Source organism: Cohaesibacter haloalkalitolerans, from assembly GCF_003574655.1.
GTDB lineage: Bacteria > Pseudomonadota > Alphaproteobacteria > Rhizobiales > Cohaesibacteraceae > Cohaesibacter > Cohaesibacter haloalkalitolerans.
The window spans coordinates 308,958-326,549 of record NZ_QNUM01000001.1 but is presented as its reverse complement, the minus strand read 5'-3'; the positions used below and the strand labels follow the sequence as shown (position 1 = coordinate 326,549).

Sequence of the window (17,592 nt, the reverse complement as noted above, 5' to 3'; positions counted from 1 at the left end):
GATCGCGCCTTTGAGTAAGAAATTTGAGAAAGAAATTCCCATAAATGCATAGTTTTGGATGAGCGAATGTAATTTTTCCGACCAACAAACAGAGGCTTTCGTCACCTTCACAACAATGCTAAAGCCAACAGACATCATCCGGCAGGGAGCTGCATCGCCATGACTGAAATGCTTGGAGAAATCACGCTACGCAAGAAGCCGCGGCAGACCACCATGGGACTGTTGTCCTTTGGCTCCCGCACGATACCCTGCGCCCTAGGCCGCAGCGGCCTTGGCCCGATCAAACTTGAAGGCAACGGCGTCACACCGCTGATACAAACCCGCATCCTCTATGGCTTCTACCGCCCGGACAAGGAAAGGCGCCCGGTCTCCGCTCTCCCCTTCTTCCGGCTCGAAAAGAACATGGGCTGGTGCGATGCCCCCGGTCACCCGAACTATAACCGTCTGGTGCAATTGCCGTTTTCGGCATCCCACGAGCGCATGTGGCGTGATGATGATCTCTATGATCTGGTGCTGGTGCTGGATATCAACATTGAGCCGCGCGCCAACCGGCGTGGCAGTGCGCTCTTCATGCATGTGGCCCGGCGGGGCTATAGCCCCACGGAAGGCTGCATTGCCCTTGCCAAACCCGACCTGCGCCATCTGCTGGCCGTGATTTCCCCGGAAACCAGGCTCACCATCACCCGCTGACGGAAAAGAGAGGGCGAACGACAGCGGCCAGGCCTTCGGCCCAGAGCTTCAGAGCTTCAGAGCAGATGTGTCGTGCAAAAGATGGTTCAGGCCAGCTTTTTCTTGCGATCGCCAAAAATGGCACTGCCAACCCTAACATAGGTCGCGCCCTGCTTGATCGCTTCCCTGAAGTCGGAGCTCATGCCCATGGACAATTCCCGAATGTCATTGCGCTTGGCAATCTTGCGCAGCAGCTTGAAATGAGGCTTGGGATCTTCATCGAACGGCGGAATGCACATCAGGCCGCGAATGCCGAGGCCAAGCTCCACCTGGCAAAAACTGATAAAATCATCGGCGTCATCAGGTAGAATGCCCGCTTTCTGCGGCTCGGCGCCGGTGTTGATCTGGATGAACAACCCCAGTTCCTTGCTCTGCTTTTCCATTTCGACGCGAATGGCCCGCGCGATCTTCTTGCGATCGATAGTATGGATGACGTCGAACAGGGCAACCGCGTCCTTGGCCTTGTTGGATTGCAGCGGGCCAATCAGATGCAACTCGACATCGTCATATTTCTCGCGCAACTGCGGCCATTTGCCCTTGGCTTCCTGAACCTTGTTCTCTCCGAAAACCCGCTGACCGACTTTCAGCACCTTTTCGACCGTATCGGCATCAAAGGTCTTTGAAACAGCGATGAGTGAAACGCTCCCATCCTCCCGTCCGGCTTCCTTTTCGCACTCCGCTATGGCCTGTTTAACCTCTGCCAAATGGGACGATATACTCATCTTGTTTTCATAATCCTCTTGAAAGCATTTTCGGCAAAAGACTCTGATAAAACAGCTCGAAAATGCACCTGACTGATGCCGGAAACGATAAAATCCAGCACGCTCATCATATGGATGAGTTGTTCACTGGTCCAGACACTTTATGCGCTGGTTTCCCTGCATTATGCACGATAAATTAGCCTCTCGGCGGCTTCATCGCAAGATTGAACCGCCTCAGAGGCCTATATGGGCTTAAAGGGCTTGACGGAAGGTAGGAATTCTGATGATGGTCGGCCCTGAAAGTGACTTGGAGCGCATCCTCGGAAAGTGGTTCGACTTTCTGGGCAGGGATTCGCATAAATACAAAAGAATAGAGCATTTTCGCTGATTTCCGGATTACCGAACTTGCTCTAGAGACGAGGCATTGGCGACGATCCATGGCTAATGAACGCTACAACGCACGCGAAGCGGAAATTCGCTGGCAACAGACCTGGGATACCCAGAAAATCTTCAAAACCACGAATGACGACCCACGGCCCAAATATTACGTGCTGGAGATGTTCCCCTATCCGTCTGGTCGCATTCATATTGGCCATGTTCGCAACTACACCATGGGTGATGTTGTCGCGCGCTACAAACGCGCCAAGGGCTTCAATGTTCTGCACCCGATGGGCTGGGACGCATTCGGCATGCCGGCTGAGAATGCCGCCATGCAGCACAAGATCCACCCCAAGGACTGGACCTACGAAAACATCGCCACCATGCGCGCCCAGCTCAAGCTGATGGGCCTGTCGCTGGATTGGGAGCGGGAATTCGCCACCTGTGACGTCGACTATTACCATCGTCAGCAGATGCTGTTCCTCGATTTCGTCGAAAAGGGCCTCGCCTATCGCAAGAACGCCAAGGTCAACTGGGACCCGGTAGACCAGACGGTTCTGGCCAACGAACAGGTTATCGATGGCAAGGGCTGGCGCTCCGGTGCCGAGGTCGAGCAGCGCGAGCTGACCCAGTGGTTCTTCAAGATCACCGACTATGCCGACGACCTGCTCTCCGAAATCGACAATCTCGACCGCTGGCCGGACAAGGTTCGCCTGATGCAGCGCAACTGGATCGGCAAGTCCGAAGGCCTTCAGGTACGCTTCCAACTGCGCGAGCCAATCCACGGCCACACCGAAGTCGAAATCTTCACCACGCGCCCGGACACGCTGTTCGGTGCATCCTTCATGGGCCTTTCCGCCGATCATCCGCTGACCAGGGAACTGGCGAAGGACAATCCCGAGCTGCAGGCATTTGTTGACGAATGTCACCGCATGGGCACCTCGGCAGCGGAGCTGGAAACGGCCGAGAAATTCGGGTTCGACACCGGCCTGAAGGTAATCCATCCTCTTGATTCTTCTATTGAATTGCCGATTTATGTCGCCAACTTCATTCTGATGGACTACGGCACCGGCGCCATCTTCGGTTGCCCGGCCCACGACCAGCGCGACCTTGATTTCGCCCGCAAATATGGCCTTTCGGTCACCCCGGTCGTGCTGCCAAAAGACGCCGATCCTGCTTCCTTCGATGTGGCCGACGAGGCCTACACCGGCGAAGGCACCATCTTCAATTCCGAATTCCTCGACGGCATGTCCATCGTGGACGCCAAGGATGCGGTTGCCTCCAAGCTGGAAGCCGTCATCATCGGCGACAAGCCTCAGGCCCTGCGCAAGACCCAGTATCGTCTGCGTGACTGGGGTATTTCCCGTCAGCGCTACTGGGGCTGCCCGATCCCGATGGTCCACTGCCCGGACTGCGGCGTCGTTCCGGAAAAGAAAGAAAACCTGCCGATCAAGCTGCCCGAAGACATCACCTTCGACAAGCCGGGCAACCCGCTCGATCGTCATCCGACCTGGCGCGACTGCGCCTGCCCGAAATGCGGCAAGCCTGCAAGGCGCGAAACCGACACCATGGACACCTTCGTGGACAGTTCCTGGTATTTCGCCCGCTTTACCGCGCCTTGGGAAACCAATCCGACCGACAAAAAGGCTGTCGACGAATGGCTGCCGGTTGATCAGTATATCGGCGGTATCGAGCATGCTATTCTGCATCTGCTCTATTCCCGCTTCTTTGCCCGCGCCATGTGCGCCACTGGCCACATGAACGTCAAGGAACCCTTCAAGGGCCTGTTCACGCAGGGCATGGTCGTGCATGAGACCTACAAGGGCGAAGATGGCCGCTGGGTTTCCCCGGCAGAGATCACAGTCACCGAAAAGGACGGCAAACGAAGCGCTGTTCACAAGGAAACCGGCGAAACCATCACCATCGGCTCCATCGAGAAGATGTCGAAATCCAAGAAGAACACCGTGGATCCGACCGACATCATTGAAACCTACGGCGCCGACACTGCCCGCTGGTTCATGCTCTCTGACAGCCCTCCGGAACGGGACGTCATCTGGACCGAAGCCGGTGCCGAAGGCGCCCATCGCTTCATCCAGCGCATCTGGCGCCTGACAGCCGACGTGTCGGAATTCCTTGGCTCTGCAACGCTCAGCAAGCCTGAAAGCCTCTCTGGCGAGGCTCTGGCCTTGCGCAAACTGGCCCACAAGACGCTGGCCAATGTGGAAAGCAACATCGAGCAGCTCGGCTTCAACCGCGCCGTTGCCCAGATCTATCAGCTGGTCAATGCGATTGCCGTCGATGCAAAACCCGAAAAGCTGTCTGCCGACGCCTCGCTGGGCTGGGTTGTCAATGAATCCATGCAGTTGCTGCTGTTGATGTGTTCTCCGATGATGCCGCATCTGGCCGAAGAATGCTGGTCCGAGCTTGGCATGGACGGCATGGTTTCAACACAAGCCTGGCCAAAAGCGGACAGCGCCATGTTGATGGAAGATGAAGTCACGCTTCCAATTCAGGTCAACGGCAAGAAGCGTGGTGAAATAACCGTTGCTGCGGACGCAGATAACGATACAATCGAAAAGGCTGTACTCGCATCTGAACCCGTAATCAAAGCACTGGATGGCAAGGCTCCGCGCAAGGTCATTGTCGTGCCCAAAAGGATCGTCAATGTTGTTATCTGACAAACATAGCAAGACGAAAATTCTGACCCTGGCCCTCTTTCTGGGCCTCGGTCTTGGACTTTCCGCCTGTCAGGTCCGTCCGCTTTATTCCTCCACGACCGCGTCTGGGCAATCCCTGTCTACCGAGCTTTCCTCTGTAGACATTGCCGAAGCCAAGACCCGCCTCGAGCAGGAAATCCGCAACAGTCTCGTCTTCTCCTTCACTGGCGGCGGCGAGCCGGCAGCGCCCGCCTACAAGCTGTCCTTTGATGTCAAGAAATCCAGCGATGACCTGACCATTGAAAGCGGTACCGGCCTTGCCACGACGACCCGTGTAAGCCTGACGGCCAACTATCAGCTGATCCGGCTTTCCGACAAGACGGTTGCCACCAAGGGCTCCAGCTTCTTTACGGCGGAATATGCCAGAAGCACCCAGCGATTTGCCAATGACCGAGCCAGCCTTGACGCCGAGAACCGCGCCGCCGAGCAGATTGCCAATGACATCCAGCTCCGTCTTTCGGCCTTCTTTGCTGCCGGCACATGATCCTCAAACAGAGCTTCAGAATTCTCCTAAAGCTCTGTTTTTCCTGAAGATTTCTGATTCTCTCGCGCTCCAGAGGTAGGATATGGCACAAATCAAGGCCAACATGATCGACGCCTATCTGGTCAAGCCCAACCTCTCCCACAAGGTCATCCTGATCTATGGCCAGGACACCGGTCTGGTCACTGAACGCGCAGATCGCCTGGCCCAGACCTATCTGAAAAACAATTCCGACCCCTTTGCCGTCGTCCGTCTCGATTCGGCCGATCTGGCCAACGATCCCCTGCGGCTCGCAGACGAGGCCAATACCATTTCGATGTTTGGCGGCTGCCGCGTGATCACCATCCAGATGAGCGGCAACAAGTCCATCATGCCTGCCCTTGAGCCGGTGCTCAACACGCCGCCGAAGGACGCCTTCATCATCATCAAGGCAGCCGATCTCAAGAAGTCGGTTCCCATGCGCAAGGCCATCGAAAATGCCTTCAGCGCCGTGGCCCTGCCCTGTTATATGGACGCCAGAGAAGCCCTCAACGGCATCATAGACGAAGAAATTGCTCTGGCGGGGCTCACTATCACCCAAAATGCCAGAACGATGCTGCTGGACAATCTGGGCGCCGACCGTATGGCCTCCCGTGCCGAGGTGCAGAAACTCTGCCTTTATGCAATGGACGACGGTGAAATCACCGAGCAGCACATTGAAGACATCGTCGGAGACGCCTCCAACCAGCAGATCGACATGATCATCGATTCCGCAGCACTTGGAAACACTGGTGAGCTGGACAGGCGGCTGGAACAGATCCTTGGATCGGGTCAGAACCCGTCTGTGATCGGTTCGGCTGCCTTGCGCCATTTCCAGATGCTGGAACGCTGCCTGCATCTTCTGGACAAGGGCACACCGCCCCAGACGGCGCTCGACAAGGCCGCCCCGATGCTGCATTTCAAGCGCAAACCCCTCATTCAGAGCCAATTGCGCATCTGGAGCAGCAGAAACGCCTCTCGCGCCTGCGAACTGCTCTCCCAGAGCCTTGCCAACAGCCGCAAGAACTACACGCTCTCCCAGACGGTCATTTCCGACACGCTGATGATGATCGCGGCAACAGCCCAGAGAAGCGCACGCTAACCCCTTCCAATTCCGATGAAATTCCCACTTGCCCAGCGGTTCTGGTCGCAGGATGGCGCGCGCATCTGCATGATCGTTTCACGTGAATCTATCGAACATTTTTCTTAAGTTTTTAGGTTTATCTATATGTCAGAGTGCAACAGGCAATCAGACTGGGCGCAGCATGCAACAGCGCCGGAAGACTCGCGATCCTAGAGAGTACCGACCCCATGCAAGAAGCGAAATTGTCACCATCATCAAGAAGACATTCCGCCTTCTTTGCACTCATAACGGTCTTTCTGGATGCCATGGGGATTGGCCTGATCATGCCGGTGATGCCTGACCTTTTGCAACATCTGACCCACGCAACCCTTAGCGATGCAGCGGTCTATGGCGGCTATCTGAGCTTTGTCTATGCCGCCATGCAGTTTTTCATGGGGCCGACGCTGGGTAACCTGTCTGACCGTTTCGGCAGGCGGCCGGTGATGCTGGTCTCGCTGGCTTTCATGGGCATCAATTATCTGATCATGGGCTTTGCAGGATCCCTCGTACTGCTGTTCATCGCCCGCCTGCTTTCCGGTATCACCGGAGCAACCCACACCTGTGCCCTCGCCTTCGTGGCAGATATCTCAAAACCGGAAGAAAAAACCCGCAATTTCGGCCTTGTCAGCGCCGGATTCGGCCTTGGTTTCATTGCCGGGCCGGTTATCGGCGGATTGACTGCAGAAATCAGCGTGGTGGCACCCTTTTTCTTCGCCGCTGGTTTGACCGTTCTGAACCTGCTCTACGGCTATTTCATCTTTCCCGAAACCCTGGAGCCAGAAAATCGCCGTCCCTTTGAATGGCGCCGCGCCAACCCGATTGGAACATTGATCCAGGCGACAAAGACACCCGGAATCGTCCTGTTTTTCGCCGCCTTTTTCTTCTTCCATCTGGCGACACAGATCTACCCCACCGTCTTCCCCTTTTTCACCCGCGAAGTCTTTGGCTGGTCGAGCCTGCAAACGGGCATATCACTCGGAATCTATGGCTTTTTCTATGCGCTGGTGCAGGTCTTTCTGATCCGTCTGATGCTCAACTGGTTCGAAGAAAAGACCGTGGCCTTCATCGGCATTTCAATCGAAGCGCTGGGCATGTTGGCCTTTCTTTTCATCACCAAAGGCTGGGTTCTGATGGCAGGCCTGCCAGTCATCGCCATTGGAGCCGTCGGCATGGCGGCACTGCAGGGGCTGGTCTCCAATCGGGTTCCGGCCAATGCACAGGGTGAGTTGCAGGGCGGAATTTCATCGATCATGTCCCTGACGGCAATTCTCAGTCCGCTGATCATGACCCACACCTTCTCCTTTTTCAGCGAACAGGGAACATCGCACTACTTCCCGGCTGGAACTTTTGGCGTGGCCGGGCTGATCGCCCTCATCACCTTGTGGCCGCTCCAACGCGCCATTGCGTCGACCAGCCCTCGCTCAAACGCGAAAACCGACCACTAGACAGCAATTTTTTTCTTTTGGCTGGCCCCTACCCGTCCCTTAACACGACTCAAATGAGAGCGTGAGCTGCCAAACTTCTCGACAAAGCCCTAGAGTCATCGAATCAAACGATAAATTCGTTTCACGTGAATCAGTCGGCAACAAAAAAGGGAGCCGAAGCCCCCTTTCAAAATCCACTATGAACCCGTCTCATTTTTCGAGAATGGAAATAATCGCGTCGAGCTGCTCTAGTGACTTATACTGGATCTTCAATTCGCCGCCCTTCTTCTTCGGCGCGATGAAGACATTCCAGCCAAGGCGATCCGTCAGGCGCTTTTCCAAAGCCACCGTATCGGCGTCTTTTTCCTTCTTCGGCTTCGGTTCCTTCGGATTCTTGTCCTTTTCCTGCCCTGCCTTTTCAGCATCACGCACGGTCATGCCGTCTTCAACAATGCGGCGGGCCAGTTCCTCCGGATTTTCCGCCGTAATCAGCGCACGGGCGTGACCAGCCGTCAACTCACCCTTTTTGAGGTAATCCTTGATGCTTTCCGGCAGCTTCAGCAAACGCAGGGTGTTGGCAACATGCGAACGGCTCTTGCCAATGACATCGGCCAGCTCCGCCTGCGTATAGTCGAACTCTGCGATCAGCTGATCATAGCCCAATGCTTCTTCCAGAGCATTAAGGTCAGCACGCTGAACGTTTTCGATAATGGCAAGCTCAAGAGCTTCCTTGTCATTGACGTCATGAATGAGCACCGGCACTTCATGAAGACCGGCAGCCTGGGCGGCACGCCAGCGACGCTCACCGGCGATGATTTCAAAGGAATCGCTACGCCCGTCAACTGGACGGCAGAGAATGGGCTGCATGATGCCCTTTTCCTTGACCGAACGGGTCAGATCATCGAGATCCTTCTCGATGAAATCACGACGCGGGTTCCTCGGGTTTGGCCGCAGGAATTCAATCGGAATGCGGCGCTGGGAGCGAGCCCGCTCGATCGCCTGCGCTTCGTTATCCATATCACCAATGAGAGCGGCTAATCCGCGTCCCAACCGTTTACCTTCAACTGGCTTTTTCGTCATTTTCCGCATTCCCATCAAACCCGCAGCGCGACCGCTTCACCCGGATAAGACTTCCCTCTTGTCAATGTGAAACCACCTTCTTCAGGCAGCCTTGTTACGCAACTTCTTCTCGCGCTGAATGATCTCCGAAGCGAGCTTGAGATAGGCCTGGCTACCGGAACATTTCAAATCATAAAGCAGCGCCGGTTTGCCATAGGATGGCGCTTCAGAAACCCGCACATTACGCGGAATGATCGTCTCATAGACCTTGTCACCCATATGTTCCCGCACATCTGCCACCACCTGATTGGAGAGATTGTTGCGGCTATCATACATGGTCATCACGATACCATGAATCGACAACTCCGGATTGAGTGCGCCTTTCACCTGATTCACAGTCTGAATGAGCTGCGTCAAACCTTCAAGCGCAAAGAACTCGCACTGCAATGGCACCAGAATTGAGTGAGCTGCAGCCATGGCATTGATAGTCAGGAGGTTGAGGGATGGTGGGCAATCAATCAGAACATAGGTGAAACGCTTGTCTTCCGGGATCCTGTCACCCATTTCGCCATGCCGTTCAATGGCCCGGCGCAACCGGAAGGCACGATCCTTGTCACCTGAAATTTCCTGTTCAAGACCAAGCAGATCCATGGTCGAGGCAGCAACAGACAGGCGCGGAACCGCTGTCGGAATCGCAGCTTCCATCAACGTGGCTTCGTTCAGAAGAAGCTCTGCCGTCGAAATATTGCGCGATTGACGATCAATCCCGAGCCCGGTGCTCGCGTTACCCTGAGGATCCACATCCACGATCAGAACGGTCTCTCCAATCGCCGCCAGAGCGGTACCCAAATTGATTGCAGTCGTTGTTTTCCCAACGCCGCCCTTCTGATTGGCCAGGGTCAGAACGCGGGGAGATTCAGGCAGTGAACTCATGAAGTAGCCTCACTTCGCATTTGTTTGACTATGCGTTTTTGGGTGATAAGCGGCGCAGAATGACGACCCTCGCATCCGGATCTGTCCTGCTGCTTTGTTGTACCAGATCTACATTCCAGCGGACACTAGCCTCGCTCAATTCTCGATCAAAGTCCCGGCCTTTGTGGAAAACACCCACACAACTTTCAGAAATATGGGGATGAATAAAGCCGCACAATTTATCGAAGGATGCAAGCGCCCGGGCACTGAAGGCATCGACCGGATCGGACCAGTTTTCAAGCACCGATTCGATTCTGTCGCCATGCACAACCACCTTCAATCCAAGCTCACGCGCCACTGTCTTGAGGAAGCTGCCCTTGCGCCCGTTACTCTCAATAAGATTGACCCGATAGTCCTCTCCCAGATCATCCAGCAGAATTGCTGTCACCAGACCCGGAAAGCCAGCCCCCGACCCCAAATCGATCCAGTAGCGGGCCTCGGGACACGCTGCATGAATCTGCACGCTGTCAGCGATATGCCGCACCCAGATTTCGTCCAGTGTCTTGGGCGCCACCAGGTTCTGCGCCGGTTGCCACTTTCTCACCAGCGCCGCGTAAGCATCCAGCTTGTCCACGGATTCACGTGAAACCGGGAGCATGGAAGAAATCAGCTCGATGCCGCGTGTCTTGTCGTCCATTTGCTTCATCCATTCATTGAAGACAACGAAACAGGGACCTCTCCCCGCTCCCGTTATCTTCCATCTTCTTGAAATCACATCCGCTTGCTATGCGCCAATACCAGCGTCAGGGCGGCAGGCGTCATGCCGTCAATGCGCGAGGCCTGCCCCAGTGTCTGCGGTCGGACGCGACTGAGCTTCTGCTTGAGCTCGTTGGACAGACCGTTGATCGCATCAAATTCCAGATTTGTCGGAATGGCCAGAGCCTCATCCTTCTTGAAGGTCTCGATATCATCGGTCTGACGTTCCATGTAGACCTGATAGAGCGCCTCCACTTCCAGCTGCTTGCGCGCACCCTTCGAGAAATTCCCAAACTCGGGCCACACCGCCGTCAGCCGATCAAGATCCAGATCCGGATAGGCCAGTAACTCATAGACACTGCGGCGCTGCCCGTCCTTGTTGATCTTCAACCCATGGCGCTCAGCCTCGTTCGGTGTCAGGCTTTTTTCCCGCGCCAGAGCCGAAATGGCTTCCAGTTCTTCCTTCTTGTGATTGAAACTCTTGCGTCGTGCATCGTCGATCAACCCCCAAGTATCCGCCTTCCCGGTCAGCCGCTGGTCGGCATTGTCGGCCCGAAGCGACAGACGATATTCTGCACGGGACGTAAACATCCGATAAGGCTCCATCACCCCACGGGTGACGAGGTCATCGATCATCACGCCGATATAGGCATCGGACCGGCCGAGCACCACACCATCCTGACCACCACACTGCCGGGCAGCATTGAGACCGGCAATCAAACCCTGAGCCCCGGCTTCTTCGTAACCGGTCGTACCATTGATCTGCCCGGCCAGATAAAGCCCGGACACCCGCTTGGTTTCAAGCGTCGCCTTCAGCTCGGTAGGATCGATATAGTCATATTCGATCGCATAGCCATACTGCTTGATCTCGACATTTTCGAGACCGGGAATGGAATGGATATAGGCATCCTGAACATCTTCAGGCAGCGACGTGGAAATGCCGTTCGGATAGACCGTATCCACGTCCAGCCCTTCAGGCTCCAGAAACACCTGATGGCCATCGCGGTCGCCAAAGCGATTGATTTTGTCCTCGATGGACGGACAATAGCGCGGCCCCACCCCTTCGATTCGGCCCGAATACATGGCGGATTTATGGATATTATCGCGAATGATCTTGTGGGTCTTGTCGACAGTACGGGTCACATGGCAATCAATCTGAGGCGTCGTGATCTTGTCCGTCAAATAGGAGAAGGCCACGGGCTCATCATCACCCGGCTGTGTTCCCAATGATGAATAGTCGATGGTGTTACCGTTGAGTCGTGCCGGTGTTCCGGTTTTCAGGCGGCCAAGACGGAAATTCTCCGACATCAACCGCAGCGACAGGTCATTGGCGGCAGGGTCGCCCATCCGCCCGGCAGAGAAACTCTTCTGCCCGATATGAATGAGCCCGCGCAGGAACGTACCCGTTGTCAACACGACCGCACCACAGGCAATCTCGGCACCATTCGCCAGAGTAACGCCCGTCACCTGCCCGTTTACAATAGCCATATCCGCGACCTCACCATCGATGACAGTAAGAGTCGGGATATCGAACAGCAGCGCCTGAACGGCATCACGATAGAGTTTTCGATCTTCCTGCGCCCGTGGTCCCTGCACGGCCGGACCCTTGCGCCGATTGAGGAGACGAAACTGGATCCCGCCCCTGTCGGCAGCCAGCCCCATGACACCGCCCAGTGCGTCAATCTCCCGAACGAGGTGGCCCTTCCCCAACCCGCCGATTGCCGGATTACAGGACATCACGCCGATGGTATTGCGACTATGCGTAACCAGCGCCACAGACGCGCCGACACGGGCAGCCGCAGCCGCAGCCTCGGCACCAGCATGTCCACCACCAACAACCACCACATCGAACTGGTTCATTCAAAACCCTCTCATTTCGAGAAAAGCACCATCTGGCGCTTCAAATTCACATCTCACCCAACGACGCCACATAAGTGGGTTCCGACAGGAGACGATTTCCAGGATCCATTTCTTCAGATCTTGTTTACATCTCACATGATAGCCTGAACAGACCCAGTTTTCAGGATTCACGTGAAACAGAAAATCTCGCACAATTCTGCGCACTCTCTCAGATTCACGTGAAACATTCTAGGTAGATTTATCGATTCGTGATTCACGTGAAACAGAGTCAATCGCGAATTTCAAAAACTATGTTTCACGTGAAACGATCCACTATTTACCCACACAGAACTGTGAAAAAATAACACCGAGCATTTCCTCGACATCAATTCTTCCAGTGATTTTCCCCAACTCATCCCCAGCCTGCCGCAAATATTCAGACCGGATTTCGATAGGGGAATCTGTATAGATAAGCGATTTATTAACATTATCCACACACGAGCTCAGCAATTTCTTGTGCCGCTCACGCGTGATTAGCACATCTTCAGCGCCATCAAACAGGGATTCGATTTGTTTCACAAACGAATCGTAAAAGACATCCATGCCAATTCCAGCCTTCACCGAAGCAAAAAACGCCGGATCTTCGCCCTTTTCTATGCTTTTTGCATGAAACGGGTCCGAATCGATCCTGTCGATCTTGTTGAACAGGACCATCCGCCGTGCAGTGCTGTTTAGCTCCACCCGAGCTTCCGGATGTTGACCATCCACCACTTCTATCAACAGGTCGGCATTTTCGCTTTTTTCCAAGGCGCGGCGAATCCCTTCCCGCTCGACAATATTGTCGGACTCGCGCAAACCGGCCGTATCGATCATCGTCACCGGGTAGCCTTCGATATCGAGATGCAGCTCCAGAAGATCGCGCGTCGTCCCCGCCTCTTCCGTAACGATGGCAACGTCTCGCTTGGCAAACCAGTTCAGCAAGGATGATTTGCCCGCATTGGGATGACCAGCCAGCACCACCGTCAGACCATTGCGCAACCGCTCGCCATGATCGGCCTTGGAGAGATGTCGCTCGATATCGGCTTTCAGTTCGCGCAGCTTTGGCCAGATCACATCGGAAATCGCACCCGGAATATCCTCTTCATCGGAAAAATCGAGCTCGGCCTCGATCATGCTGCGCGCATGCAGCAGCGTCTCGCGCCAGCCGTCAATCACGCTCTTGTGCGCACCGCTTGCCTGCCGGATCGCCTGCTTGCGCTGATTTTCCGTTTCCGCATGAATAAGGTCGGACAGTCCTTCCACTGCGGTAAGATCATATTTGCCGTTTTCAAACGACCGCCGGGTAAACTCCCCTGCTTCAGCCATCCGGCAGCCATCAAAGCTGCCAAGCAGTGCAAGCATCGCCTTGACGACAGCCCGACCGCCATGCAGATGAAATTCAACCGCATCCTCGCCCGTAAAGGATTTCGTGTCGGGAAAATAGATCACCAGCGCCTGATCGATCACATCCCCGCTGTCCGGATGGGTAATGTAGCGCAGAGCGGCAAAACGCGGCTTGGGTTCCTTGTCGATCAGCCTGTTCATGACTGCGCGGGCCTTGGGGCCAGACAGACGAATCACTGCAACACCGGCAGGCACCGCACCGCTCGAAAGGGCAAAAATGGTATCTTGCGTCATGACTGTTTTCCTGACGGTTCCGAATGATGGAAACGCTCTCTGATCGACTGAAAATATGATTGTTTCAGCACCGAATCTATCTGCACAAACCGGTTTGTCTGGATCATCCGAAGAAAGCCGCAAGCGGGTTCGGATCATTTGGCTGACATGACAGTCTCTCACCACCTGGGAAAAGTCCGCCTGTCGATAAGACGACGCCATGGCTGATGAGATGCCACAAAAGAAAAAGCCGCCTGACGACTGTCAGACGGCTTTCTAGTCTTTTGTTCGCCTTCGGGCAAGCCCAATGTGAGAGCAAGCCCGGCGATCAGGTATTCATATTGTCGAAGAATTCGGCATTGTTCTTGGTCGACCGCAGCTTGTCGAGCAGGAACTCGATGGCGTCGACATTGTTCATGGCACCAAGAATACGACGCAGAACGAAAACCTTCTGCAGATCCTTGCGCTCGACCATGAGCTCTTCCTTGCGGGTACCGGACTTGAGAATGTCCATCGCCGGGAAGATACGTTTGTCGGATACCTTGCGATCAAGAACGATTTCGGCGTTACCCGTGCCCTTGAATTCTTCGAAGATGACTTCGTCCATGCGGCTGCCCGTATCGATAAGGGCTGTCGCGATGATTGTCAGTGAGCCACCTTCCTCGATATTACGAGCCGCACCGAAGAAGCGCTTTGGACGCTGCAATGCGTTGGCATCGACACCACCGGTCAGAACCTTGCCCGAAGACGGAATAACCGTGTTGTAGGCACGCCCAAGACGCGTGATGGAATCAAGAAGAATAACCACGTCACGGCCATGTTCCACCAGGCGCTTTGCCTTTTCGATGACCATTTCAGCAACCTGCACATGGCGGGAAGCCGGCTCATCGAAGGTGGAGGAAACCACTTCGCCATTCACCGTCCGCTTCATGTCGGTCACCTCTTCAGGGCGCTCGTCGATCAGAAGGACAATGAGACAGCTATCCGGATGGTTTGCAGTGATCGACTTGGCGATATTCTGCAACAGCACGGTTTTACCGGTACGCGGAGGCGCAACGATCAGGGCGCGCTGACCTTTGCCAAGCGGAGCGACCAGATCGATCACACGGCTGGACATGTCCTTGCCTTCCGGATCGGTCGATTCCAGCTTGAACCGTTCATCAGGATGCAATGGCGTCAGGTTATCAAAATGCACCTTGTGGCGCGCTTTGTCCGGATCTTCAAAATTGACAGTATTCACCTTCAGAAGGGCAAAATAGCGTTCGCCTTCCTTCGGGCTGCGAATATGTCCTTCCACCGTATCACCCGTACGCAAGGAAAAGCGCCGGATCTGAGAAGGTGAAATATAGATATCGTCGGGGCCAGGCAGATAGTTTGCATCTGGTGACCGCAGAAAACCGAAACCATCCTGCAATACCTCGACGACACCTTCGCCGATGATATCGGTTTCCTGTTCTGCTAGCTGTTTGAGGATCGCAAAAAGCAGCTCCTGCTTTCGCAGCGTGCTGGCATTTTCGACCTCGAGCTCTTCAGCAAAGTTCAATAGCTCTGTTGGAGATTTTTGTTTGAGTTCTTTTAATTTCATTTCGCGCATAGCGAAACTCTCATATAAGGGATAAGCAACCAAGGGAAAAAGGTAGGAAGAAACAAGGCACTGTTGTTTGTTATTGTGCCTCGCTATAGCCTTGGAAACAGAGGAAAGAAAGCGTTTCCAAGTTAGTCATCGTTAGAAACGATTTCGCGGAACATAGCTGCTTCGCAAAAGTTGGGCAAGCCCCATCAACGAAAAATATGCCAACAAGCGAATGGAAAGACCCCAATTGAGACCAATTGCTAGTCTCGAATCCCGATTAGGCTGTCATTAAAATGGCTTAACAACAGCCAGAATAACAATCGCCAGCATCAGCAAGGTCGGAATTTCATTGAAATAACGATAGTAGACATGGCTCTTGCGATTTTGATCGGCTGCAAAAACGCGAACATAGCGTGCGCAGACCATATGGTATGCGGTCATCAGACTGACAAGCAGAAACTTGACATGCAGCCAGATGGCATCGGCCGCCCAGATGCCGTGACCAAAGGCCAACCACAGACCAAAAAGCCAGCTGGCGATCAGCGACGGATTCATGATGCCCTTGAGCAGCTTGCGCTCCATCACCTTGAAGGTCTCGGATTTATCGGAACCGATCTCGGCCGATGCATGATAGACGAACAACCGCGGCAGATAGAAGATACCCGCCATCCAGGTGATCACGCTGATGATATGCAGCGCCTTGGTCCACTCATAAGGCAGGAATTCCAGAAAATCCATTTCAGTCCTCAATAGTATTGATCAAAAACCGGTTCGCACAGCAAGTGCCACTTATATGGCTTGGATCGGGCAATTGCGTCCAGACTGCCCTACCCGTGATAGGACCGCACACGATCTATCAGACGATGAACCAGATTGATATCACCCTGTGGGGAAATGCCATGACCAAGGTTGAAGATGAAAGGCCCGTTGCTCCATGCGGCCATGATCCGGTCGATGGCCTCATCCAGATGCCGTTCATCCGACATCAGAAGGGTCGGATCGAGATTGCCCTGCAAAGCCACCTTCGGCTGAAGAGCGTCCCGCGCCCAGTCGAGTGGCACGGTCCAGTCGAGCCCGATCGCATTGACGCCGGTCACCGAGACAAAATCCTCAAGCCGCATCCCAGCCCCTTTTGGGAAACCGATGATCTTTGCATCGGGGATTTGTGCCCGCACGCCAGCCACTATTCTGGCAATAGGATCACGAGATGCCGTCACATAGAGCGCATCATCCAAGACGCCAGCCCAGCTGTCGAAAATCTGTACCGCATCGGCACCGCACTGCAACTGCTTGACCAGATAGAGGATCGAAGCTTCAACGAGACAATTGATCAACGCCTCGAAGACCTCGGGATGCTTGCGCGCAAACAGACGAGCCGGCGCCTGATCCGGAGTGCCATGCCCGGCGATCATATAGGTCGCAACGGTCCAGGGAGCACCACAGAAGCCAAGAAAAGTCGTTTCCTCCGGCAGCTCATGACGGATCTTGCCAACCGCCTCGAATACCGGGGAGAGATGATCAATCACCTTGGAAGGGTCAAGATCCATGATTTCTTCAGGAGAAATCGGATCAAGCTGTGGGCCTTCCCCTTGAACGAACCTGACCGAACGCCCAAGTCCATCAGGGATGACAAGAATATCCGAGAAGAGAATTGCTGCATCGAAGCCAAATCGACGAATGGGTTGCAGCGTCACTTCCGTTGCCAGATCTGGATTGTAGCAAAGGGAAAGAAAATCACCTGCCTGCGCTCTGGTGGCACGATATTCGGGAAGATACCGTCCCGCCTGCCTCATCAGCCAGATGGGTGGGGTCTTCTCGGTCTGGCCATTCAGAACGTTTATCAAGCGTCGATTGATCACGATATTTGTCTCCCCGTTTGCAGGCCGAATTGAGCACGATTCCCAGCAAACTTCCTAATAAAATATTTTAGTTTAATCTTTTGTTTATTCTTTTAGGCCGTGGATTGTGGGGGTTCTTTTTCGCCCACAAATTCCCCACAACGCGTCATGAACAACTGTGGTTTTCCGGTTACCAATTCCAAGACAGCCTTTTGGGATTACGGGGACAAGTCCCGCACGCCGCAGAAAGCTGCGCCCTGCAATGTGGTCAAATCCGGGTATGTTTGGAAGACAACTATTGAGCAATTTTTAACAAATTGTGTATTTACTGTTTGTTAACCTTGGTAAACAGAGTGTTAACAACTCGCTCATTGCGCAATCGAGCTTG

14 protein-coding genes are annotated in these 17,592 nt (G+C 54.4%); 5 read left to right on the top strand and 9 right to left on the bottom strand.

The window, feature by feature from the left end:
• The first annotated feature begins 159 nt into the window (after positions 1–159).
• Entirely contained in the window at positions 160–690 is a 531-nt protein-coding gene (locus DSL70_RS01475; protein ID WP_119306109.1) for a L,D-transpeptidase family protein, read from the top strand.
• Between the two features lie 86 nt (positions 691–776).
• Here DSL70_RS01475 and DSL70_RS01470 read toward each other — a convergent pair whose 3' ends face one another.
• Positions 777–1,451 (bottom strand): YggS family pyridoxal phosphate-dependent enzyme, encoded by a 675-nt coding sequence (locus DSL70_RS01470; RefSeq protein ID WP_119306108.1) that lies wholly within the window; start codon positions 1,449–1,451, stop codon positions 777–779.
• 416 nt (positions 1,452–1,867) lie between these two features.
• Between DSL70_RS01470 and leuS the strand changes: the two genes are divergently transcribed.
• The 4 genes from leuS to DSL70_RS01450 all read left to right on the top strand — a co-directional run bounded on the left by leuS (position 1,868) and on the right by DSL70_RS01450 (position 7,592).
• Entirely contained in the window at positions 1,868–4,486 is a 2,619-nt protein-coding gene (leuS, locus tag DSL70_RS01465) for a leucine--tRNA ligase (RefSeq protein WP_119306107.1), read from the top strand.
• Positions 4,473–5,009, top strand: coding sequence for an LPS assembly lipoprotein LptE (gene lptE, locus DSL70_RS01460; protein ID WP_162916274.1), 537 nt, complete (start codon positions 4,473–4,475; stop codon positions 5,007–5,009). The genes leuS and lptE overlap by 14 nt, the downstream gene beginning before the upstream one ends.
• 82 nt (positions 5,010–5,091) lie before the next feature.
• Positions 5,092–6,126 (top strand): DNA polymerase III subunit delta, encoded by a 1,035-nt coding sequence (gene holA, locus DSL70_RS01455; RefSeq protein WP_119306105.1) that lies wholly within the window; start codon positions 5,092–5,094, stop codon positions 6,124–6,126.
• Between the two features lie 209 nt (positions 6,127–6,335).
• A complete protein-coding gene (locus DSL70_RS01450; RefSeq protein WP_119306104.1) occupies positions 6,336–7,592 on the top strand; it encodes a TCR/Tet family MFS transporter in 1,257 nt (418 codons plus the stop codon).
• 189 nt (positions 7,593–7,781) lie between these two features.
• On the opposite strand, the gene DSL70_RS01445 is transcribed toward DSL70_RS01450, so the two are convergent.
• The 8 genes from DSL70_RS01445 to hemE all read right to left on the bottom strand — a co-directional run bounded on the left by DSL70_RS01445 (position 7,782) and on the right by hemE (position 17,225).
• On the bottom strand, positions 7,782–8,651 hold the full coding sequence (locus DSL70_RS01445; RefSeq protein ID WP_119306103.1) for a ParB/RepB/Spo0J family partition protein: 870 nt from the start codon (positions 8,649–8,651) through the stop codon (positions 7,782–7,784).
• Between the two features lie 81 nt (positions 8,652–8,732).
• On the bottom strand, positions 8,733–9,563 hold the full coding sequence (locus tag DSL70_RS01440; protein WP_119306102.1) for a ParA family protein: 831 nt from the start codon (positions 9,561–9,563) through the stop codon (positions 8,733–8,735).
• A gap of 28 nt (positions 9,564–9,591) precedes the next feature.
• On the bottom strand, positions 9,592–10,239 hold the full coding sequence (gene rsmG, locus DSL70_RS01435; protein ID WP_119306101.1) for a 16S rRNA (guanine(527)-N(7))-methyltransferase RsmG: 648 nt from the start codon (positions 10,237–10,239) through the stop codon (positions 9,592–9,594).
• Positions 10,240–10,313: 74 nt separating this feature from the next.
• Positions 10,314–12,158 (bottom strand): tRNA uridine-5-carboxymethylaminomethyl(34) synthesis enzyme MnmG, encoded by a 1,845-nt coding sequence (mnmG, locus tag DSL70_RS01430; RefSeq protein WP_119306100.1) that lies wholly within the window; start codon positions 12,156–12,158, stop codon positions 10,314–10,316.
• A 312-nt stretch (positions 12,159–12,470) separates the two neighbouring features.
• The gene (mnmE, locus tag DSL70_RS01425) at positions 12,471–13,814 is read right to left on the bottom strand and encodes a tRNA uridine-5-carboxymethylaminomethyl(34) synthesis GTPase MnmE (protein WP_119306099.1); all 1,344 of its coding nucleotides are present in this window, start codon (positions 13,812–13,814) and stop codon (positions 12,471–12,473) included.
• Between the two features lie 307 nt (positions 13,815–14,121).
• The gene (gene rho, locus DSL70_RS01420) at positions 14,122–15,387 is read right to left on the bottom strand and encodes a transcription termination factor Rho (protein WP_119306098.1); all 1,266 of its coding nucleotides are present in this window, start codon (positions 15,385–15,387) and stop codon (positions 14,122–14,124) included.
• A 267-nt stretch (positions 15,388–15,654) separates the two neighbouring features.
• On the bottom strand, positions 15,655–16,104 hold the full coding sequence (gene hemJ / locus DSL70_RS01415) for a protoporphyrinogen oxidase HemJ (RefSeq protein ID WP_119306097.1): 450 nt from the start codon (positions 16,102–16,104) through the stop codon (positions 15,655–15,657).
• A gap of 89 nt (positions 16,105–16,193) precedes the next feature.
• Positions 16,194–17,225: a uroporphyrinogen decarboxylase gene (gene hemE, locus DSL70_RS01410; RefSeq protein WP_119306096.1), complete on the bottom strand. Its 1,032-nt coding sequence runs from the start codon at positions 17,223–17,225 to the stop codon at positions 16,194–16,196.
• Between the last annotated feature and the right edge of the window lie 367 nt (positions 17,226–17,592).